The sequence below is a fragment of the Bacillus sp. 1780r2a1 genome, assembly GCA_024134725.1.
GTDB lineage: Bacteria > Bacillota > Bacilli > Bacillales > Bacillaceae_H > Priestia > Priestia aryabhattai_A.
In genome coordinates this window covers 3990453-4011557 of record CP099863.1, presented here as the reverse complement: position 1 = coordinate 4011557, position 21105 = coordinate 3990453, and the positions used below count along the sequence as shown (strand labels likewise).

Below are 21105 nucleotides of genomic sequence, written 5' to 3'. Positions count from 1 at the left end.
AGGGAGATATGATGAATTGGACTTTTTAACGGAAGAGCTTCTTTATCAAAAAACATCGCAGCAGCTCACGTCCATGCTGTATGAAAAAGCGATTTTAAATATCGAAGAAAGCATTGAACATATTCATAACAAAGATTTCTATACAGCGAATGAAAATTTAAAAAATACAAGTGATATTCTTCATCGCCTAGGCGTCGGTTTAAAGTATGAAGCAGGCGTTATCGCGGAGCAGCTGGATACGATTTATAACTACGTAGCAGAACGAGTGGTAGAAGGAAACATGAAGAAAGATATTACGATTTTACAAGACGCGCATCACGTTTTAAAGGAAATTTCAGTTGCTTGGAATAAGGCAATGAGTGAAGAGGTAGCCCAAAAGCGACCAAGCATTCGTAGAAAATTATCGTCTTATGAGAGCCAAATTAGTACAACGACATTATAAAGAGGAGCTTATTAAATGAGAATCAATCATAATATTCAAGCGTTAAATGCTTATAAAAACTTATCCACGAATCAAATGAATACGTCGAAAAGCTTAGAGAAACTATCATCTGGACTTCGTATTAACCGCGCAGCAGACGATGCAGCAGGATTAGCTATCTCAGAGAAAATGCGCTCTCAAATTCGCGCTTTAGATATGGCAGAGCGTAATGCGTTAGACGGAATTTCACTCATTCAAACAGCAGAAGGTGGCATGCAGGAAGTGCACAGTATGCTTCAGCGCATGCGCGAACTAGCCGTTCAATCTTCAAACGGCACATATCAAGATGCTGAAGACCGTGCGTATTTAGATGCTGAAGTGCAGCAGTTAAAGCAGGAAATCGACCGTATCGCACAAACAACACAATTTAACGGTACAAATTTATTAGATGGGAAAACAACGAATATTCAATTTCAAATTTCACCAGAGGCTCCGAGCTTAGCGCTAAAGTTAGCTAAAATTGGTGACGTTACGACGGCAACTTTAGGTCTTACGACAACTTCTATTACAACCGCAACAAATGCAACAACTGCTATTACTCAGCTTGATAAAGCGATTGCTGCTGTGTCAAAAGATCGCTCAACGCTTGGTGCTGCACAAAACCGCCTTGAGCATGCGATGAGCAATATCAGTACAATGAGTGAAAACTTAACGGCTTCTGAATCGCGCATTCGTGACGTGGATATGGCACAGGAGATGACGGAGTTTACGAAAAACAACATTTTAAACCAAGCTGCGCAAGCGATGCTTGCACAGGCTAACCAGCTTCCACAAGGCATTTTACAGTTGTTAAAATAATGGATTATGAAAAAGAGAGAAAAGCACGGTGCTTTTCTCTTTTTCCTGTATAATACAAGTAAAAATGAAAGAGGAATAGAAATGGATGTTCAGCGAATTAACGGACTGACAAATCAACTAAACGTTTCTAAAGCGAAAGAGGTTCAAGAATCAATTACGTTCACGGACGTTATAGCTAAAAAGCAGCGTGACCTCACCCATGAGCGTTTATCACAACTGGTGACAAAAATCGATGAACAAGGTCGTCACTTAGCCAAGAATCAGACGGTTGATGTGCTTCGAAAGTACAAAGCCCTGGTGAAAGAGTTTATGGATGATGCAGTTAAAAATGGCTTTGAACTGCATGAAGAGAGGGGCTTTAACAGAAGAGGAACGACAAAGGTATATAAGCTTGTAAAAGAAGTCGATCGTAAGCTTGTTGATTTAACAAACGACGTGCTAAATAAATCAACGAATGAGCTTCAGCTTTTAGCAAGAGTAGGTGAAATCCAAGGTTTATTGGTCAACATCTATACGTGAAAAGAGGGAAGGTTAAAAGGGCTTTCTTTGTTTTTGTAAACATGCATTTTAAATTGAAATGTTGTAAAATAGAGTGAACTTATTTTTAAATAATAAAAAAGGATGGACCCTTTCAAATGAAAACGGCAATTATTACTGATAGTACAGCGTATATATCAGAAGAAGTGCGCGCTCAACATGACATACATATGGTACCGCTTAGCGTTATTTTTGGTAGTGAAACTTATCGTGAAGAAATAGACGTAACGGCGGAAGAATATTTTCATAAAATTAAAGATGCCAAAACATTGCCAACAACCTCTCAGCCTCCAATTGGTGAGTTTGTTGAACTGTATGAGCAGCTACAGCGTGATGGTTATGAGTCGGCGGTCGTTGTGACGCTCTCAAGTGGGATTAGTGGAACCTATCAAGGGGCACTTTCAGCAAGCGAAATGGTTTCAGGTTTTGACGTACAAGTATATGATTCTGAAATTAGCTGCATGGTGCAAGGCTTTTATGTTCTTGAAGGAGCTAAAATGGCGAAAGCTGGTCGTACGCCAGCAGAGATTGTAAATCGTTTGGATGAAATGAAAAAGTCTATACGTGCTTATTTTATGGCAGACGATCTTTCACATTTGCAGCGTGGAGGTCGCTTAAATGCAGCTCAAGCGATTATTGGAAGCTTGTTGCAAGTTAAGCCACTGCTTCACTTTGTTGATAAAAAAATTGTCCCTTATGAAAAAATCCGTACAAGAAAGCGCGCGTTAAAACGTATCGTAGAATTACTGGATGAGGATGCACGTGAGCTTGCGCCAATGAAAGGCGTAGTGATTCATGCCAATCGCCCTTCAGAAGCAGCAGAATTTAAAGCAGAGCTGCAAGAAACGTACCCTCACATTGAGTGGACCCTGTCATACTTTGGACCAGTTATTGGTACTCATCTAGGAGAAGGTGCCATCGGTGTTGGGTGGTATAAAGAATAAAGCCAAACTAACTTTTTGTTAGTTTGGTTTTTTTATTGCAGGAATTTAGTCAACGTATCTCGTACTAGTTAGGATGAAAGGAGCGATGTTTTTGCGTTTTATTCTACATGACAATCAGTTAGTACCAAATTCCTCACGGGAAGCGAAGGCGATCTCACAGCTTCCGGAGTGGTATGCCCCCTCTGTTAACCCTGCATTTTTATTTAGTTCAAGTCTCCAACAATTCCTCATTGGGAAGCAATTACTCCCTGATGAACTCATTTCATTTTCTTTTTCCACTCTTCATGAACATTACGAACAAGGCTATATTCGCTATCATAAGTCAATCATTAAAAAAGACGTGATGACCTGCATGCGCTGTGGAAATCAGCAGCAGCATCTATTTGCTTCGTTTCATTGTGGTCGCTGTCACAGCACGTGTACGTATTGTCGCGCTTGCATTGGGATGGGGCGTGTATCAGAATGTACGCCGCTTATCACATGGAAAGGTCCTCTTTTACGCAAGGTTTCGTCCCCAGCTCTTACATGGAAAGGCAAGCTTTCTCCTGCTCAGCAAACGGCTTCTAGCCAAATGGTAGAAGCCGTAAATTCAAATCAAGAGCTGCTCGTATGGGCCGTTTGTGGCGCTGGGAAAACGGAAGTTCTCTTTGAAGGTATTGCCAAAGCACTTGGTTTGGGTAAATCAGTATGCATCGCCACGCCGAGAACGGACGTAGTCCTGGAGCTTCATCCAAGGCTTCAACAAGCATTTCAAGGATTGGAAGTAGTGGCGCTTTACGGTGGAAGTGCTGATAAAGGGAAGCACTCTTCCTTAATCCTCGCAACCACGCATCAGCTTTTGCGTTACCATGAAGCATTTGACGTCGTGATCATTGACGAAGTAGACGCATTTCCTTATTCAGCAGAACCAATGTTACAGTATGCTGCCCACAAAGCTCGTAAAGTAGAATCAACCCTTATTTACTTAACAGCAACTCCCAGTGAAAATCTTAAGCAACAGGTTAAAGAAAATAAGCTAGCAGCTGTCAAAATACCGGCTCGCTATCACCGGTATCCCATTCCGATACCTCGTTTTGTATGGTGTGGCAACTGGCAGAAGAGGCTTGTTAAAAAGAAGTTACCTTTTTCTATATCAAGCTGGATCAAGCAGCGAGTATGTGATGATAAGCAGTGCTTTGTGTTTGTACCAAAGGTCAAATGGGTTCAGTCCGTTGTAGAACTCATTCAACAGCTAACGCCAAGCGTGGCTGGGGTGCACGCAGAAGATAAGGAGCGAAAAGAAAAAGTAAAAGCATTTCGTGAGCGGCAATATACCATTTTGGTTACAACAACCATTTTAGAACGAGGGGTGACTGTCCCTAATATTGATGTCGCTGTAGTAGGTGCTGAAAATGAAATTTTCACTGAAAGCGCACTTGTGCAAATTTCAGGCCGAGTTGGTAGAAGCGCAAACTTTCCAACAGGAGACGTGGTCTTCTTTCACTATGGGCAAACGGGTGAAATGAAAAAAGCGAAAAAGCATATGGTAGATATGAACGATATGGCAAAAAAACAAGGTCTAATTCAGATATGATATGGTGTTTACTGTGCCATGAATCAATTGAACCCGCTCATAGCTTCTCGTCTCTGATTTCTCCACAGCAAAAAAAGTGGCTGTGTGAAACGTGCCAGTCATCTTTTAAAGGGCTTTCAGAGCCACTTTGTAGACGTTGTGGAAGGATGCTTAATGAGCTTCCTATAGCTTATTATAAGGGTGAATATTGCATCGACTGCGTTCAATGGAACAAGAAGAAATCACCTTTAATTCGTAACTATTCATTATATAAATATAATAAATTCGCAAAAGAGGTAATGGCTTTGTTTAAATACCGAGGTGACTACGAACTTCATAAAATATTTACTGACGATTTCGCTCAGCTTTATAAGGTATATAGTCCCGAGAATCCCGTACTGGTTCCCATCCCTTTAAGCAAGGAACGAATGTATGAACGAGGGTTTAATCAAGCGGAAGCGTTGGCATCTTTACTCCCGGCAGAAGTAGCTTATCCTCTTACTCGTAAGCATACGGAGAAACAAGCGAAGAAAACGAGAGAAGAAAGGCTACAAAACCATAGGGTGTTTGAGCTTGTGGAGCCAGCTTCGGTTACAAAAAGAAACGTCATTTTAATTGATGATTTGTACACAACAGGCGTTACGTTACACGAAGCAGCGCTTTGTCTAAAAGATGTGGCGGCAGCAATCTATTCTTTTACAATTTACCGTTGAAAAAATAAGCGGTTCAGCCGATACAAAAGGAAATGAGAAGAGAAAGGGAAAAGGAGCATGTTAACGAATTGTTTACGTTGTGGAAGCTTATATGTTCAAAGTGGAGCACGCAACATTTGCCCAAGTTGTTATCAGGAAGAAGAAGACCAGTATGAGCGCGTGGTTACCTTTTTACGAAAGCGAGAAAATCGAACTGCAACCATGTATGAAGTCGTTAAAAAAACGAAAGTACCAGATCTGCGCATTCGGCAGTTTATTCAACAGGGGAGGCTACTAATAGCCAAATTTCCAAACCTAAGCTACCCTTGCCTAGAGTGTGGGCAAAATATTAGAGAGGGAAAGCTTTGTCATAGTTGCGCTCAGCAGTTGAAAAATGATTTAGCGAAGCACGAAATAGAAACAAAACGTCAAAGTGAACGACAGGATCGATTATCAACTTATCGTTTGAAAGATAAATAATCTAGATAGAAAGAACTGGTTATCTTCTTTTAATAAAAATAATGGTTCTTAAGACCTTTTTAGTTTGGGTACAAAATCGCACTTATTTTGAAGCTTTTTAGTATGTTTGTGCATTTAGCCTCAACTTTGAATCAGTTGCTAAATGTTTAATTCAAAGCTCCGATATAATGAGTAATAGATAGCGGATACAAACTTTAAAGAGGTGACGAAAAATGAAGATAAATTCAACTCATTCTAGCAGAATAAATCCATATCAAAAGGCAGCTGAAAAAATGGAAAAAGCTCAGCAAACAGGAAAACGAGATGGTGTACAAATTTCAAAAGAAGCGAAAGAGCTTCAGCAAATGAGTACGAAAGCGACAGAGCATTCAGCAAAGGTTGAACAGCTAAAGCAGCAGATTGAAAATGGAACATATAAAGTTAACGCAGAAGAAGTGGCAAAAGGGCTTATCAACTTTTATAAAAAGTAAAGGGAATGACAAAAATTGAATAGCGGCAAACTGAATGAAATTTTAACAAAGCAAATTGCATTGCATAAGAGCTTATTAGCTTTAACAGACCAGAAGACGGCAATTATTATTAGCCAAGATATCAAAAATTTAACCCATGTGCTTAAAGATGAGCAAACACATGTTGCGGCGATAGAAGCATTGGAAAAACAGCGTATGTTGCTCATGGGAAATATCGAACAGATCGATCAAGCCATTACCCTTCAACCACTTCAAAGCCAGCTCATTGAACTTATTGAAAGCATTCAGAAAAAAAATGAGTTAAATCAACAACTGCTAACACAATCTCTGCAGCTCATTAATCTTGAGCTTGACTTATTAACCTCATCTCAACAAGTAGATTCATATAATTATACAAAAGTAGAAAACGATGTACCACCACTTACACCAGCATCTACCTTTCAGTCAAAAGCGTAGAGAATGAAGGAGAGAATGTAATGATTTCAACTTTTCATGGGCTACAGGTTGCAAAGCGAGGCATGAATGCGCAGCAGTCAGCGCTATACACAGTCGGGCAAAATATCGCCAATGCCAACACGCCAGGCTATACCCGTCAGCGCGTTACGTTTGAAGCGAGTACGCCTTACCCAACACCAGGAATGAACCGTCCAGGAGTGACAGGCCAACTTGGCACGGGGGTGGATGCCAAAACGATTGAGCGTGTGCGCGATCAGTTCCTTGATGTACAGTACAGAGGGGAAACGGTTAAGGTAGGTTATTGGGATGCTAAATCGGCAGCCATTGACAAAATGGAAGAAATTTTAAATGAGCCATCTGAAGACGGACTGTCGGCAACGTTTGATCAATTCTTCGAAGCGCTTCAAGACGTTGCCGCAAATCCATCAAATGCCGGTGCTCGATCTGTTGCACGTGAGAGGGCAAATGCGATTGCTGATACATTTACGTATCTGTCCACATCGCTGGAAGTTATTCAAGGTGATTTACAATCTGAAATTGACGTCACCGTCACGCAAATGAACTCGGTTCTTGAGCAAATCAATAACGTTAATAAACAAATTAATGACATTGAAGCGCACGGCTATTTGCCAAATGATTTATACGATGAGCGTGACCGCTTATTAGACGAGCTTTCACAGTTTGTAGAATTTGACGTACAGTACAATCAAACAAGCGGTAACAGTCTGCTCGTAGCTGAAGGAACCGTGACGGTTACGATGCAAACTGCAAACGGCCCTGTTACGTTAGTCAATGGTCAAACTCGCCAAGCTGCAGCGTTTACAATAAACGATAGGGGCGGAATCGTAACTGATATTCGTGTAGGTGGCCAAACACTTTCGCCAGCTAACCTTTCACAAGGTAAGCTTAAAGGATTGATTGAATCAGCAGGTTACGTAGATGAAAGTGGCCAAACTAAAGGCGTATACTCGGATATGCTGGCGTCTCTTGATAAAATGGCCTTTGAGTTTGTAAACTGGTTTAACGGCCAGCACGAACAGGGCGTAACGTTAGATGGCCAAACGGGTGTATCTTTCTTTAATCCAATTAACGAGGAAAAAGGCGCAGCGAAAAACATTACGCTATCAAATGAAATTATTCAAAGTACTAACAATATAGCGGCTGCTTCTCAATCAGCAATAGATGGAGACCGTAAAGGAGACGGAAGTAATGCGCTAGCGCTGGCTAACTTTCGTGATAGTATTCGTATTCAGCTTACTAACGATCAAACTGTATCCATGAAAGAATATTATCAATCTCTTATTGGACAAATGGCGGTTAACGGTCAGCAGGCAAACCGTCTAAAAGGAAACTCAGAAACGCTTCAACAAGCTGTGGAGCAGAGAAAACAATCAACAAGCTCCGTTTCAATTGACGAAGAAATGAGCAACATGATTCAGTTTCAGCACGCATACAATGCGAGTGCTCGCATGGTGACAGTAATTGATGAAATGTTAGATCGTATTATTAACGGATTGGGAACGGGTGGTAGATAAAGATGCGAATTACACAAAGCATGTTGGCGGCCAACTCATTACGACATATTAACAGCAGCTATAATCAGCTCCAAACCTTGCAAAATCAGCTATCAACGGGTAAGAAAATTACGCGTCCGTCAGATGATCCCGTTGTCGCTACGAAGGGGATGGCATACAGGTCTAACCTATCTGAAATTGATCAATACAAGCGAAACTTAACCGAGGCCTATTCGTGGTTTGATAACTCTGAAGCAGGGCTTGAACAAGTTAACTCCATTTTTCAACGTGCTAAAGAGCTTATGGTTCAAGGAACAAACGGCACGAACGATGGACAAGATCGCCAAGCAATTGCTCGTGAAATTGAACAGCTGAAGCTCGATTTTATGCAGGTAGCAAATACGCAAGTAGCGGGCAGATATATCTTTAACGGCGTGAACGTAGGGAACGCGCCCGTTACTCAAAGTGCGGATGGCTCCATTGCATCTGAAATTAATGCCGACCCTTTTTCAGTTGAAGTATCAAAAGGCGTCAGCCTACGTGTCAACATTAATGCTGACCGTATCTTTTCGCAAGAAGCGTTTGATTTCATCAATAATATTCAAGTTGGTTTTGAAAACAACGACGTTGAATCGCTTCAACAATTATCAACACAAGTGGATGACTATTTATCAACTCTATCAGCAGAGCGTTCAGAGCTTGGTGCAAGAAACAATCGCCTGGAGCTCATTGAAAATCGCATTGCTTCTCAAGAAATTATCGCTAGCCGTATGATTTCAGATAACGAAGATGCTGACATTGAGAAAGTCATTACGGACTTAACCATTCAAGAAAGCGTGCACCGTGCTTCCTTATCAGTTGGTGCCAAGCTCATTCAGCCAACGCTTCTTGACTTTTTACGCTAAACCAAAACTCCTTCTTTGAAGGGGTTTTTTAGGAGGAATACTGATGCAAGTTAGTGCCACCCAGGCCTCTTACGCCATGCCATCCATCACTCAGCCCCAGCCAGTCGACGTTTCGACAGAAAAAATCCAGATCATTGTCGAAAAAACACCGTCCCGGCTTACTATTGATCAAACTAAGGCATGGGAAGAAATGAACCTGCAATCAATTTTAAAAAGAATGGCCGAAGAAGCAAATGAAGGAAAACAGGCGGTGATGGAATCTATTACAAAAGCAACCCAAGAAGGAAAAGAGTTAATGAAAATTGAACAGGAGGGTAATCCAATCGCTGATCAAGCCAAGCGCAACAGCGAAAAGCCCATCTATCCAAGCAACATAACCTTTATTCCAAGTCCGTTTAGTGTCAAAATAAACTATGTACCTGAAACACTATCAATCTCAACAATTAAACAAGAGGTGTAGCTCATGCTTAAAACAGCTTATCACGGTGATGTTCAAATTGAACAACCCTCATTAACATTTGAAAAAGGTCTTCCCGGGTTTCCACACGAAACGCAATTTGTGATTTTGCCGCTTCCAAACGCTGATATGTTCCACGTGTTACAGTCTACGAAAACGCAGGAAGTTGCGTTTGTGATGACCGAGCCATTTCAATTCTTCCCAGACTATGACTTTAAATTAGATGAGACAACGGTCAAGCAGCTTCAGCTTGAAAGTAGCAGTGACGCTGCGGTATACGTCATTTTAACGATGCATGACGACGTGACTAAAATTACGGCAAACCTGCAGGCACCAATCGTTTTTAACACCAAAAACAATCAAGCTAAGCAAGTTATCTTAAATAACGAAGTCTACCAAACAAAGCACGCGCTGTTTCAGCCCGTCAACAACTAAGGAGGGAACGACCATGCTAGTCCTAACGCGTAAAACGAACGAAACGATTAAAATCGGTGAAAACATTGAAGTGACCGTTCTCTCTATTAGCGGTGATCAAGTCAAACTTGGTATCAAGGCCCCGCGTGACGTTGAAGTCCATCGCCAAGAAATCTATGAAGAAATACAGCTGGAAAACCGCCAGGCATCCAAGCCGGTAGCTAATATGATGGACATCTTAAAAATAATAAATGACACCAAACCAAGACTCTAAACCGTCTTGGTTTTTCTTTTGAAAAAAGTAAAGAAACCGCTAAACAATCTAAAAAAGAAGACGATATCATTCTTGTAAAGACAAACTGCCAGGCGGCCGATTGGCGGGGAGTCAAAATAAGCTCACACGGACGTGGGCGAAAACATATTCAAGGAGGAAATTATAATGAGAATTAATCATAATATTGCGGCTTTAAACACATACCGTCAGTTCGGTAATGCAAATGCTGCTCAATCAAAATCAATGGAGAAATTGTCTTCTGGTCTTGCAATTAATAAAGCTGGAGATAATGCAGCTGGGCTAGCAATCTCAGAAAAAATGCGCGGGCAAATTCGTGGTTTAGACCAAGCTGGGAAAAATGCACAAGATTCAATCTCAATGATTCAAACAGCAGAAGGTGCTTTAAACGAAACTCACGACATTCTTCAACGTATGCGTGAACTAGCTGTTCAAGCTGGTAATGATACAAACACAGGTACAGACCGTGGTGAAATTCAAAAAGAGATTAACCAATTAACATCGGAAATTAACAGAATTGGTAATACTACTGAATTTAATAACCAAAAATTATTAAATGCTACATCAGGTACTCAAGTAGGAGGTTCACCAGCTGTTCCAGGAACACCAGCAACTACAATTGCATCAGCAACTGATATGACAGCTGGGGGTACTAATACTGCTTCAGGTGAAGCTACTATTAGTGGGACATTTACAGGAGCTGCTGATGAAACTCTAACACTTCAAAAAACAGCTACTGGTTGGTCTGTAGATGGAGGAACTTCTGATGTATCTTTAACAGGAGATACATTTACTTACAAAGGTATGACAATTGACATTTCAGCTGCAAAAGGTGATGCAGCAACTGGTGATACTTGGACTCAAGACTTAACTGCAGCAGTAGCAGGAACACCAGCAACTGGTGCAAAGTCTCAATTTACAACACAAATTGGTGCGAATGAAAACCAAACCATGACGCTTGAATTTGAGGATATGCGTGCAGCAGCTCTAGGAATTACTGGTACAGCAGGAAATGCCGGTTTTACAACAGCAGCCACAGTTACTGATGGTACTAACAATACTGCTAATGAAGCTGCCCTAGACGTATCATCAGCTGAAAATGCAGGTAAAGCTGTTACAGCAATTCAAAGTGCTATTGAAAAAGTTTCCGCAGAACGTTCTAAACTAGGTGCGAACCAAAACCGCCTAGAGCACACGATTAATAATCTAGCTACATCTTCTGAAAACCTAACAGCTGCGGAATCTCGTATCCGTGACGTTGATATGGCGAAAGAAATGATGAATCAAACGAAAAACTCAATTCTTTCTCAAGCTGCTCAAGCAATGCTTGCTCAAGCTAACCAACAGCCACAAGGAGTTCTTCAACTTCTACGTTAATTTTAAGCTGAATAGAAAGACTCTAGTCTATGTACTAGAGTCTTTTTTTACTATGAAAAGGTATAAATGACAGCAATCAAGCCCATACTAATATCAAGGTATTCCCCTATCCCCTTTTTTATTGATCTTCTCCCGTGAGAAGGTCTTTTTTTATGAAAAAGGCTGAAACAGAAGTATTTCAGCCAATGGTAAGCTTGAACGATTGAGAGTTCGCAACTCTTAGTTGTCCAGGCTTTTTTGTGATTGGGCAAGCCTAGTTTGGAGACGGAGTGGAATGGAGAGAAAGGCACTCGACTCCTCTGCGCGGAAAGCGAGTGGCCGTGGCGCAATGGAGCGAACGTGTTGAGCCAAACCATAGAGAGGGGAGCGGCTATTGTTTGGCTCTTAGAAGCAATCATTTTGTTATATTCCAAACTCTTGCTTATGTATAAATAGACGATAAAGCCGATTTGTCTTCGATTTGAGCGGGTTCTTGGGTAGAGATGTATTCAATCTTATAGCGGTTTAAGTAGTTTTTTTGCAGAATGGCACAGCCAATTTGTTTATCGGTTGTGGTGAACAAAATGATGCGCTTTTCTCCGTTGATCGTTTCGTCTTTTTGTATTTCTTGAATGGACAAGCTGGGTTCTTCTTTTTTCGCATAGGTTTCAATTTTCGCTTGAATAGTAGAATACGAGTCGGTTTCTTTAATTGCTTTTTCGTTTGTATGAATAACGGCAAAGGCCGTGAGCATCCCGGCAAGTAGAAAAGGAATGATCGTTTTTTTCATGGCTGAGTAGCTCCTTTATAGAGGATCGTGACAATGTGGAATTTTAACAGCATTGTAGCACGAAAAGCCCCCAATAAAGGTCTAGATTTAAAGAAATAGGAAAATAAAACAGATTAATGGATAACAAAGGTAGCGCTCGTGACCTTCATCCCTGTCGAAAAAACAAGCCTTATCTCATGCGAAATCGTGTTTTTAAAGCGAAAAAGTACTGCGAACTACCTATAAACAATAAATAAATGCTTCCGATAACAATAGAAAAGAGTGTTTTTTTAAGGGGTGGCTGTGATGGAGGGGACATCATTTTCAGCTAAAATGCTTCATTCAATTGCGTTAAGCTATGCCAATGTTCAGCAATCAAAAGAAACAAAACAGCTAGAAACAGAGTCAAAAGCGCTGGAAAGCAGCAATGAAGTAATAATTGCACAGCTTGAAAAAGCAGTGGAAGAGATTAATCGAAAGCTCGCGCCTACGTTTGTTTCGGTGCGTTTTCAGCTTCATGAAAAGTCTCATACGTATTTCGCTCAGGTTGTAAATGCAGAAACAAACGAAGTGATTCGTGAGATACCTCCCGAAAAGCTTTTAGATATGCATGCCGAGATGGAGCGGCTTGCAGGGTTAGTCATTGATCAAAAAATGTAATTGGCGGTGAAACAATGGTTCGTATTGGTGGATTAGCAAGTGGAATGGATATTGACCAAATCGTAAGTGACTTAATGAAAGCGGAGCGTATGCCGCTGGATAAAATAAAGCAAAAAAAGCAAACAACAGAATGGCAGCGCGACCAGTATCGCGAAATGAACCGATTGTTAACGGAATTTCGTGATTCGGCTTTTAACATGACGCTCCAGTCAACATATATGGTGAAAAGCTCATCTTCAGCAGATGAATCAAAAGTTACGGCTACTGCGACAACTTCAGCAGGTAACGCGTCGTATACGTTATCAAACGTAACGATGGCGACGGCTGCCAAAAATATTAGCGGGGCAGTTTCAGGAACAACGAAAATTGATCCATCCAAAAGCTTATGGTCTCAGCAAAGTGCGTTTTCAGGTGGTCTAACGTGGCAGACTAAAACGATCAATCAAAGCGCGATTACGGTAGCGAGTGACACGACGAAGGTTTCGTTAGGAAAAGGAGCTATTTCTAATTTACCGACTTCTATTACGGTCAATGATGCGGACGGTGCTTCTACTAATTATACGGTTGTTAACAGCGCGGATAACCTAGGTGCAAACGATGTATTTATTGACGCGGCAACCGGTGAAATGACGTTTGGTACGCAACTTGCAAAAGATAGCGTGGTACAAGGGTTTGATTATGAACAAAACTACGTATCATTTGCCATTATAACCTATGATGAAAATGGAAAAGCGATTGAAGATGATCAAAAGAATGGGAAAATGAACTTTGAGTTTGATGGTACAAAATCTTTAAACGACGTTATTTCTACGATTAATAACTCCAAGGTTGGAATTTCTGCATTTTACGATTCAGGAACGGATAAAATCATGTTTACTCGTAAAGACACGGGTAAATTGACGAGCAGTACGGATGCGGCGGGTCCTCAAATGAAGCTTGAAGGTGATTTTCTGACCCAGACGCTAAAGCTCGATCAAACGAATGAACAAAGCGGAACTGACGCAACGTTTGAAATTAACGGCTTACAAACAACGCGAAAGTCCAATACGTTTACAATAAGCGGCGTGAGCTTTACCCTGCAAGATAACTTTACAGCCCCTGTGCGCGTAAATGTCAGCAATAACACGGATAAAGCCGTGGAATCAATTAAAAATTTTGTGACGAAATACAATGAGCTCATTGCCACTCTTAATGGTAAAATCACCGAAGAGCGCTACCGCGATTACGGTCCTTTAACGGATGCGCAGCGTGAAGGCTTAACGGACAAACAAGCGGAGCAGTGGGAAGAAAAAGCGAAAAGTGGGTTATTAAAAAACGATTCAATTCTTTCAAGCGGCTTAAATCAAATGCGTTCCAACTGGTATTCAGCTGTTTCAGGCCTTACGGGTGAATTTAAGCAGCTAACGGATATTGGAATTACGACAAGTACGAACTATATGGACCGTGGAAAGCTTGTTATTAACGAGACAAAGCTAAAGGAAGCACTTGAGAAAGATCCGCAGTCTGTTATGGACTTATTTTCAAAGAATGGTGAAACGACAAGCGAAAAAGGAATTGTCCGAAGACTTCGTGAATCCGTTGCGGATACGGTATCTAAAATTGAGCAGCGTGCAGGTCGCTCAACTTGGACGAATACGCAGTTTGTGCTCGGCCGTAATTTACGTGACATGGATGATCAAATTAGTCGATTTGAAAGTCGTCTTGTGCAGGTGGAAGATCGTTACTGGCGCCAATTTACAGCAATGGAAAAAGCCATTCAAAATTCAAACGCACAAAGCATGCAGCTATCGCAATATTTTGCTTAAACATAGAAAAAGTACGAGAAGGAGTGAAGGAAATGGCAGCAAATCCTTATCAAGCGTATCAGCAAGGGGCAGTTCAAACCGCTTCACCTGGTGAACTTACGCTGATGCTTTACAACGGATGTATTAAATTTATTAAAATGGCCCGTATGGGGTTTGAACAACATAATATCGAAGTGAAAAACGAAAACTTACTTAAAGCACAAAAGATTATTCAAGAGCTAATGGTTACGTTGGATACAAGTGCTACGGTTGGAAAAGAAATGATGGCGATGTATGACTATATGAATCAGCGTTTAATTGAAGCCAATGTTCAAAATCGCGTAGAAATCCTCGACGAAGTAGAGGAATATGCCGTTGAGTTTCGCGATACGTGGAAGCAGGTTATTCAAATGAATCGTAAGCAAACCCATGGTTCAGGTGGCCAAGCGTGACGTCTCTGGACTCCTTATATGACTTGACGGCTGAGCTCTATGGGGTTGTACAAAAGCCGCTTCTGGCAGAAGAACGTGAGGATATGATTACGAAAGTGGAATCTTTGCTTCAAGAGCGAAGTCAATATATTGACGAGCTTGTTCAGTCGAAAGAAAGCCAAAAAGATTCGAGAGGGAAAATCATCGTTAGCATGAATGCCATCATTGATTCAACATTGTTAAAATGGAAAAAAAGTGTTGAAGAGGACCTTCAAAAAACAAAGGCCAAAAAACAGCATGTTAATCGTTATGTTAACCCGTATGGAAATGAAACATTCGATGGAAGTTTTTACGATAAGCGAAACTGAATAGAAAGCATAAAAAATTGAAAAAATAAGGCCTTCTTCTCTTTGAAGAAGGTCTTTTTTTTGAGTTCCAACATACACTTTCTTAAATTTGAAAATTTATTCGCTGAATTTTCAAAAAAATATAGGTTTAAGAAGGGAAAGTGTCGGGTATTGTAGAAATATAGAGGTATAGCAATGATTAAAGGAGGAGTTCGAATATGATGTACAACATTCGTGGCGAAAACATTGAGGTAACTCCAGCAATCAGGGAATATGTAGAGAAAAAGCTCGGCAAGTTAGAGCGCTATTTCGATGGTACACCTAATGCTGATGTAAACGTAAACTTAAAAGTATACAACAACGACCAAAAAATAGAAGTTACAATTCCAATGACTGATCTTGTATTACGTGCTGAAGAGACGCATACAGATTTATATGCCGCAGTCGACCTTGTCCTTGATAAACTTGAGCGCCAAATTCGCAAGCATAAAACAAAAGTGAACCGTAAAATGCGTGAAAAAGGTGCTGAAAAATACCTATTCGCTGCGTTGGAAGGTGACTCAAGCGTTGCCGTTGCAGCTGAAACGGATGAAGAAGAGCTAGAGCTTGTCCGTACAAAACGATTTAACTTAAAACCAATGGATAGTGAAGAAGCAATTTTACAGATGAATATGCTTGGTCATAGCTTCTTTGTCTTCACAAATGCCGACACAAATACAACCAATGTCGTTTATCGCCGAAAAGATGGGCGATACGGACTGATTGAACCAAACTAAATACAGTAACTCCTAAGGCAGCGAGCTTTATTCGCTGTCTTTTTTAGCGATGTCTAGTTTACTTTGCTTATCCTGGTTCTTCTGGGCAATATTGAGTAAATGATCAATTCCGTAATATGAGTATAAGTTGCTACTTGTCTAGCCCCGATGTTACAATTTTATTCAGAATGTTTTATAATAAGGAAATAACAAGTACAAAATGTATTGATTATAAATAGAGGAGCGTTTAATATGCTTGGATTATTTAAAAAAGTGTTTGACGGAAATCAACGCCAAATCGGTCGTTTAGAACGAATGGCTGAACAGATTGATGCGTTGGGTCCTGATATTGCATCGCTGACAGATGATCAGCTTCGTGAGAAAACGGTAGACTTTAAAGAGCGTTATCAAAATGGTGAATCTGTAGACGATATGCTGACGGAAGCTTTTGCAGTTGTACGTGAAGCAGCAAAGCGTGTATTAGGCATGTATCCTTATAAAGTGCAGCTAATGGGTGGTATCTCCTTACATGAGGGGAATATCTCTGAGATGAAAACAGGGGAAGGTAAAACGTTAACTGCAACAATGCCTGTTTATTTAAATGCAATTACTGGAAAAGGCGTGCATGTTGTAACGGTCAATGAATACTTAGCAAGCCGTGACGCAACTGAAATGGGACGCCTTTATGAGTTTTTAGGCTTAACAGTTGGCTTAAATCTAAACAGCTTAACAAAAGATGAAAAACAAGAAGCGTACGCTGCTGACATTACGTATACAACAAACAACGAGCTAGGATTTGATTATTTACGTGATAATATGGTGCTTTATAAAGAGCAAATGGTACAACGTCCGCTTCACTTCGCTGTAATCGATGAGGTTGACTCCATTTTAATTGACGAAGCGCGTACACCGTTGATTATCTCTGGAACTGCTCAAAAGTCGACGGCTCTTTACATTCAAGCTAACGCATTCGTTCGCACGCTTGATAAAGAAACGGATTATACGTTTGATGTGAAGACGAAGAGTGTTCAGTTAACTGAAGACGGAATGTCTAAAGCTGAAAAAGCGTTTGGTATCGAAAACCTTTTTGATATCTCGCACGTCGCTTTAAATCATCATATTAACCAAGCGTTAAAAGCACACGTAACGATGCAAAATGATGTTGATTATGTGGTAGAAGACGGGAAAGTCGTAATCGTCGACCAATTTACGGGTCGTTTAATGAAAGGTCGTCGCTTTAGCGATGGGCTTCACCAAGCAATCGAAGCAAAAGAAAATGTTGATATTCAAAACGAAAGTATGACGCTTGCAACAATCACGTTCCAGAACTACTTCCGTATGTATGAAAAGCTAGCGGGTATGACGGGAACAGCGAAGACGGAAGAGGAAGAGTTCCGAAACATCTACAACATGCAGGTAGTTGTAATCCCAACGAATAAAGACATTGCCCGTGATGACAAAGCAGACTTAATTTATAAAACAATGGAAGGCAAGTTCAAGGCCGTTGTAGAAGATATTGCTGAGCGCTATGCGAACGGACAGCCTGTGCTTGTTGGTACAGTAGCCATTGAAACGTCTGAGCTGTTGTCTTCATTATTAAAGAAAAAAGGCATTAAACACCACGTTTTAAATGCAAAGCAGCATGAGCGTGAAGCTGATATTATTGAAAATGCTGGTCAAAAAGGCGCGGTGACAATTGCAACAAACATGGCTGGACGTGGAACAGATATTAAATTAGGCGAAGGTGTTATTGAAGCAGGCGGCTTAGCTGTAATTGGTACAGAACGTCATGAATCTCGTCGTATTGATAACCAGCTGCGTGGTCGTGCTGGTCGTCAAGGGGACCCTGGGGTTTCTCAATTTTATCTTTCAATGGAAGATGAGCTAATGCGTCGCTTTGGCTCTGATAACATGATGTCCATGATGGATCGCCTTGGTATGGACGATTCACAGCCAATTCAAAGTAAAATCGTGACAAGAGCCGTTGAATCTGCACAAAAACGAGTAGAAGGTAACAACTTCGATGCGCGTAAACAATTGCTTCAATATGATGATGTATTACGTCAGCAGCGTGAAGTAATCTACAAGCAGCGTTTTGAAGTATTGGATTCAGAAAATCTGCGTGATATTGTAGAGCGTATGATCCAATCAACAGTTGAACGAGTTGTCGCTACGTATACACCAGGTGATGAGTTAGAAGAAGATTGGAATTTACAAGGTATCGTTGATTATGTAAATGCTAATATTCTAGATGAAGGGCAAATTACGGAAGAAATGTTACGCCGTAAAGAGCCTGAAGAAATTGTAGAAATGCTTGTTGATTATGCAAAAGCACGCTATAACGAAAAAGAAGATCAGCTTGAGCCAGAACAAATGCGTGAGTTTGAAAAAGTTGTTGTTCTTCGCGCGGTTGATTCAAAATGGATGGATCATATTGATGCGATGGATCAGCTGCGTCAAGGTATTCATCTTCGTGCATATGGTCAAACGGATCCACTTCGCGAGTATCAAATGGAAGGCTTTGCAATGTTTGAAAACATGATTGCCACAATTGAAGAAGAAGTGACGAAGTACATGATGAAAGCGGAGATTAACAACAACCTTGAGCGTCAAGAAGTAGCGAAAGGACAAGCTGCCGTGCACCCGAAAGAAGGGGATGCACCTGCGAAAAAAAAGCCAAAAGTTAACGCGGTTGATGTAGGTCGTAACGATACGTGCATTTGCGGAAGCGGTAAGAAGTATAAAAACTGCTGCGGAAAAGAAGCATAAAAGTACGGAAGCGTTATTGGTTTAGCGGCAAACTGTGTTACAATCACATACAGATAAGTAACCCACAGGAAGGAAATGGGCAGCCCCCATTTCCTTCCTGTGTGTCAAAAATATGATAGAGGTGTTTGAACGATGGATTTAGTAGAAATTAAGCAAGAGTTAGAGAAAACAGCTAAGCGATTAGCGGACTTTAGGGGGTCTCTTTGACCTCGATAACAAGCAAGCTCGTATCGATGAGCTAGATGAAAGAATGGCTGATCCAAGCTTTTGGGATGATCAGCAAGCAGCACAAACAGTCATCAATGAAGCAAATGGCTTAAAAGATGCTGTAAATCAATTTAATCACTTAGATGAAACATATGAAAATTTACAAGTATCGTATGAGCTTGTAAAAGAAGAATACGATGAAGATTTAGCTAGCGAGCTGGTTGACGAGTTAAAAGAGTTAACGTCAGGTATGAATGAATTTGAGCTGCAGCTTCTATTAAGTGAGCCTTACGATAAGAATAACGCCATTTTAGAGCTTCACCCTGGTGCAGGTGGAACGGAATCTCAAGACTGGGGCTCAATGCTACTGCGTATGTATACGCGCTGGGCAGAGAAAAAAGGCTTTAAGGTTGAGACGTTAGACTATCTTCCTGGAGATGAAGCTGGAATTAAAAGCGTTACGTTACTAATTAAGGGTCATAATGCATATGGCTATTTAAAAGCAGAAAAAGGCGTACACCGCCTTGTGCGTATTTCACCGTTCGATTCATCTGGTCGTCGTCACACATCGTTCGTATCATGTGATGTCATGCCGGAGTTTAACGACGAAATCAATATTGATATTCGTACAGAGGATTTAAAAGTGGATACGTATCGTGCAAGTGGTGCGGGTGGTCAGCATATCAATACGACGGATTCGGCTGTTCGTATTACCCATCTACCAACTAATGTAGTTGTTTCTTGTCAAACAGAGCGTTCACAGATTAAAAACCGTGAGCAAGCAATGAAAATGTTAAAATCAAAGCTTTATCAGTTAGAGATTGAAAAGCAGCAAGAGCAGCTAGCTGAAATTCGTGGTGAGCAAAAGGATATCGGTTGGGGAAGTCAGATTCGTTCTTATGTATTCCATCCATATTCCCTTGTAAAAGACCACCGTACGAATACTGAGATCGGAAATACACAAAGCGTAATGGATGGAGATATTAATTTATTCATTGATGCGTACTTACGTTCACATATTTAAGAGTAGTATTATCCCCTGGATTTTCGCGCAAGCGCGGAACCAGGGGTTTTTTCTGACAGCATGAGTTGCTTAAAAGTTACATACGCTATGGTAAAAGTCGTTAACTGAGGTGACTATTATGAAAAGATCGCAAAGAGACGTATTTTCTGCATCTGACCGATTGCTGCAAATTGTCTATGTTATTGTTGGTGCAAGTATCGTGGCGGTAGCTTTTAATATATTTCTACTACCTAATCGTATTGCATCGGGTGGTGTGAGCGGGATCAGTACGATTTTAAATGCTTTATTTGGGTGGTCTCCTGCTTATGTACAGTGGGCTTTTAACGTACCGCTTTTTCTTTTAGGAGCTTTGTTACTTGGGTGGCAATTTGGAGCTAGAACTTTAGTTGGTACGGTTTTTTTACCCTTTGTTGTCTTGTTAACAAGTGATATTCAACCAGCTACAACGGATCCTCTTCTTGGAGCGTTGTTTGGTGGCATTGGTGTGGGGGGGGGATTAGGCCTTGTGTTTCGAGGGCATGCATCCACCGGAGGCACGGATTTAGCTGCACAAATTATTCACAAGTATACGTCGTTATCGCTCGGTATTTGTGTGGCTTTAATTGATGGGCTCATTGTGATTGCAGCTGCTTTGGTATTTGATTTAGAGCGAGGACTATATGCACTAATCGGCCTTTATGTCACAAGTAAAACTATTGATCTTGTCCAAGTAGGCGTCGGGCGTTCGAAAATGGCACTTATTATTACGAATAAAGAGAAAGAAGTGCGACACGAAATTTTACATACAATTGATCGCGGAGTGACACGCTTGTCAGCCTATGGAGGATATACGGATGAAGAACGACCAATCTTAATGGTTGTTGTTGAACAAACAGAATTCACAAAATTGAAACAAACGGTTAAAGCAATTGACCCGTCTGCATTTGTCATTGTTGCAGACGCTTCAGAGGTACTGGGAGAGGGTTTTAAACGTTCGTAAGTAGGTTATAATAGAGTGAAAAACTTCACAAA

General features: G+C 40.9%; 24 protein-coding genes. 23 read left to right on the top strand and 1 reads right to left on the bottom strand.

The window, feature by feature from the left end; translation table 11 throughout:
* The first annotated feature begins 16 nt into the window (after positions 1 to 16).
* From NIZ91_20295 to NIZ91_20225, 15 genes are all read left to right on the top strand, one after another.
* The gene (locus NIZ91_20295) at positions 17 to 442 is read left to right on the top strand and encodes a flagellar protein FliS (protein ID USY55010.1); all 426 of its coding nucleotides are present in this window, start codon (positions 17 to 19) and stop codon (positions 440 to 442) included.
* Between the two features lie 15 nt (positions 443 to 457).
* Positions 458 to 1279 (top strand): flagellin, encoded by an 822-nt coding sequence (locus tag NIZ91_20290; GenBank protein USY55009.1) that lies wholly within the window; start codon positions 458 to 460, stop codon positions 1277 to 1279.
* 81 nt (positions 1280 to 1360) lie between these two features.
* Positions 1361 to 1798, top strand: coding sequence for a YaaR family protein (locus NIZ91_20285; protein USY55008.1), 438 nt, complete (start codon positions 1361 to 1363; stop codon positions 1796 to 1798).
* A 116-nt stretch (positions 1799 to 1914) separates the two neighbouring features.
* On the top strand, positions 1915 to 2760 hold the full coding sequence (locus NIZ91_20280; GenBank protein ID USY55007.1) for a DegV family protein: 846 nt from the start codon (positions 1915 to 1917) through the stop codon (positions 2758 to 2760).
* A 229-nt stretch (positions 2761 to 2989) separates the two neighbouring features.
* Positions 2990 to 4333: a DEAD/DEAH box helicase gene (locus tag NIZ91_20275; protein ID USY57247.1), complete on the top strand. Its 1344-nt coding sequence runs from the start codon at positions 2990 to 2992 to the stop codon at positions 4331 to 4333.
* A gap of 284 nt (positions 4334 to 4617) precedes the next feature.
* Complete coding sequence (locus NIZ91_20270; GenBank protein USY55006.1) at positions 4618 to 5025, top strand: hypothetical protein; 408 nt, start codon at positions 4618 to 4620, stop codon at positions 5023 to 5025.
* Positions 5026 to 5082: 57 nt separating this feature from the next.
* Positions 5083 to 5484, top strand: a complete 402-nt coding sequence (locus tag NIZ91_20265) for a hypothetical protein (protein ID USY55005.1) — start codon at positions 5083 to 5085, stop codon at positions 5482 to 5484.
* A 212-nt stretch (positions 5485 to 5696) separates the two neighbouring features.
* Positions 5697 to 5954: a flagellar biosynthesis anti-sigma factor FlgM gene (gene flgM, locus NIZ91_20260; protein USY55004.1), complete on the top strand. Its 258-nt coding sequence runs from the start codon at positions 5697 to 5699 to the stop codon at positions 5952 to 5954.
* A gap of 15 nt (positions 5955 to 5969) precedes the next feature.
* Complete coding sequence (locus NIZ91_20255; protein ID USY55003.1) at positions 5970 to 6410, top strand: flagellar protein FlgN; 441 nt, start codon at positions 5970 to 5972, stop codon at positions 6408 to 6410.
* A gap of 20 nt (positions 6411 to 6430) precedes the next feature.
* Positions 6431 to 7945 (top strand): flagellar hook-associated protein FlgK, encoded by a 1515-nt coding sequence (gene flgK, locus NIZ91_20250; GenBank protein ID USY55002.1) that lies wholly within the window; start codon positions 6431 to 6433, stop codon positions 7943 to 7945.
* Positions 7946 to 7947: 2 nt separating this feature from the next.
* Positions 7948 to 8829 (top strand): flagellar hook-associated protein FlgL, encoded by an 882-nt coding sequence (gene flgL, locus NIZ91_20245; GenBank protein USY55001.1) that lies wholly within the window; start codon positions 7948 to 7950, stop codon positions 8827 to 8829.
* 43 nt (positions 8830 to 8872) lie between these two features.
* Positions 8873 to 9289, top strand: coding sequence for a DUF6470 family protein (locus NIZ91_20240; GenBank protein USY55000.1), 417 nt, complete (start codon positions 8873 to 8875; stop codon positions 9287 to 9289).
* A gap of 3 nt (positions 9290 to 9292) precedes the next feature.
* Positions 9293 to 9721 carry a flagellar assembly protein FliW gene (locus tag NIZ91_20235; GenBank protein ID USY54999.1) on the top strand — a complete coding sequence of 143 codons (429 nt, stop codon included), beginning with the start codon at positions 9293 to 9295 and terminating at the stop codon, positions 9719 to 9721.
* 13 nt (positions 9722 to 9734) lie between these two features.
* Entirely contained in the window at positions 9735 to 9974 is a 240-nt protein-coding gene (gene csrA, locus NIZ91_20230; protein ID USY54998.1) for a carbon storage regulator CsrA, read from the top strand.
* A 165-nt stretch (positions 9975 to 10139) separates the two neighbouring features.
* The gene (locus NIZ91_20225) at positions 10140 to 11369 is read left to right on the top strand and encodes a flagellin (GenBank protein ID USY54997.1); all 1230 of its coding nucleotides are present in this window, start codon (positions 10140 to 10142) and stop codon (positions 11367 to 11369) included.
* Between the two features lie 421 nt (positions 11370 to 11790).
* Here NIZ91_20225 and NIZ91_20220 read toward each other — a convergent pair whose 3' ends face one another.
* On the bottom strand, positions 11791 to 12138 hold the full coding sequence (locus NIZ91_20220) for a hypothetical protein (protein USY54996.1): 348 nt from the start codon (positions 12136 to 12138) through the stop codon (positions 11791 to 11793).
* A gap of 285 nt (positions 12139 to 12423) precedes the next feature.
* Between NIZ91_20220 and NIZ91_20215 the strand changes: the two genes are divergently transcribed.
* The 8 genes from NIZ91_20215 (at position 12424) to NIZ91_20180 (ending at position 21073) form a co-directional block, all read left to right on the top strand.
* The gene (locus NIZ91_20215; protein ID USY54995.1) at positions 12424 to 12777 is read left to right on the top strand and encodes a flagellar protein FlaG; all 354 of its coding nucleotides are present in this window, start codon (positions 12424 to 12426) and stop codon (positions 12775 to 12777) included.
* Between the two features lie 14 nt (positions 12778 to 12791).
* Positions 12792 to 14582, top strand: coding sequence for a flagellar filament capping protein FliD (gene fliD / locus NIZ91_20210; GenBank protein ID USY54994.1), 1791 nt, complete (start codon positions 12792 to 12794; stop codon positions 14580 to 14582).
* A gap of 32 nt (positions 14583 to 14614) precedes the next feature.
* Positions 14615 to 15013, top strand: a complete 399-nt coding sequence (fliS, locus tag NIZ91_20205; protein USY54993.1) for a flagellar export chaperone FliS — start codon at positions 14615 to 14617, stop codon at positions 15011 to 15013.
* Positions 15010 to 15360 carry a flagellar assembly protein FliT gene (locus NIZ91_20200; GenBank protein ID USY54992.1) on the top strand — a complete coding sequence of 117 codons (351 nt, stop codon included), beginning with the start codon at positions 15010 to 15012 and terminating at the stop codon, positions 15358 to 15360. Before fliS ends, NIZ91_20200 begins: the two co-directional genes overlap by 4 nt.
* A gap of 197 nt (positions 15361 to 15557) precedes the next feature.
* Positions 15558 to 16115 carry a ribosome-associated translation inhibitor RaiA gene (gene raiA, locus NIZ91_20195; GenBank protein USY54991.1) on the top strand — a complete coding sequence of 186 codons (558 nt, stop codon included), beginning with the start codon at positions 15558 to 15560 and terminating at the stop codon, positions 16113 to 16115.
* Between the two features lie 231 nt (positions 16116 to 16346).
* Positions 16347 to 18863: a preprotein translocase subunit SecA gene (secA, locus tag NIZ91_20190; protein ID USY54990.1), complete on the top strand. Its 2517-nt coding sequence runs from the start codon at positions 16347 to 16349 to the stop codon at positions 18861 to 18863.
* A 132-nt stretch (positions 18864 to 18995) separates the two neighbouring features.
* Positions 18996 to 20094 (top strand): peptide chain release factor 2 gene (prfB, locus tag NIZ91_20185; protein ID USY54989.1). Its coding sequence is split into 2 segments (ribosomal slippage): positions 18996 to 19058 and positions 19060 to 20094, totalling 1098 coding nucleotides; the frame shifts between segments, so codons are not numbered across the junction.
* Between the two features lie 118 nt (positions 20095 to 20212).
* On the top strand, positions 20213 to 21073 hold the full coding sequence (locus NIZ91_20180) for a YitT family protein (GenBank protein USY54988.1): 861 nt from the start codon (positions 20213 to 20215) through the stop codon (positions 21071 to 21073).
* Positions 21074 to 21105 lie beyond the last annotated feature (32 nt).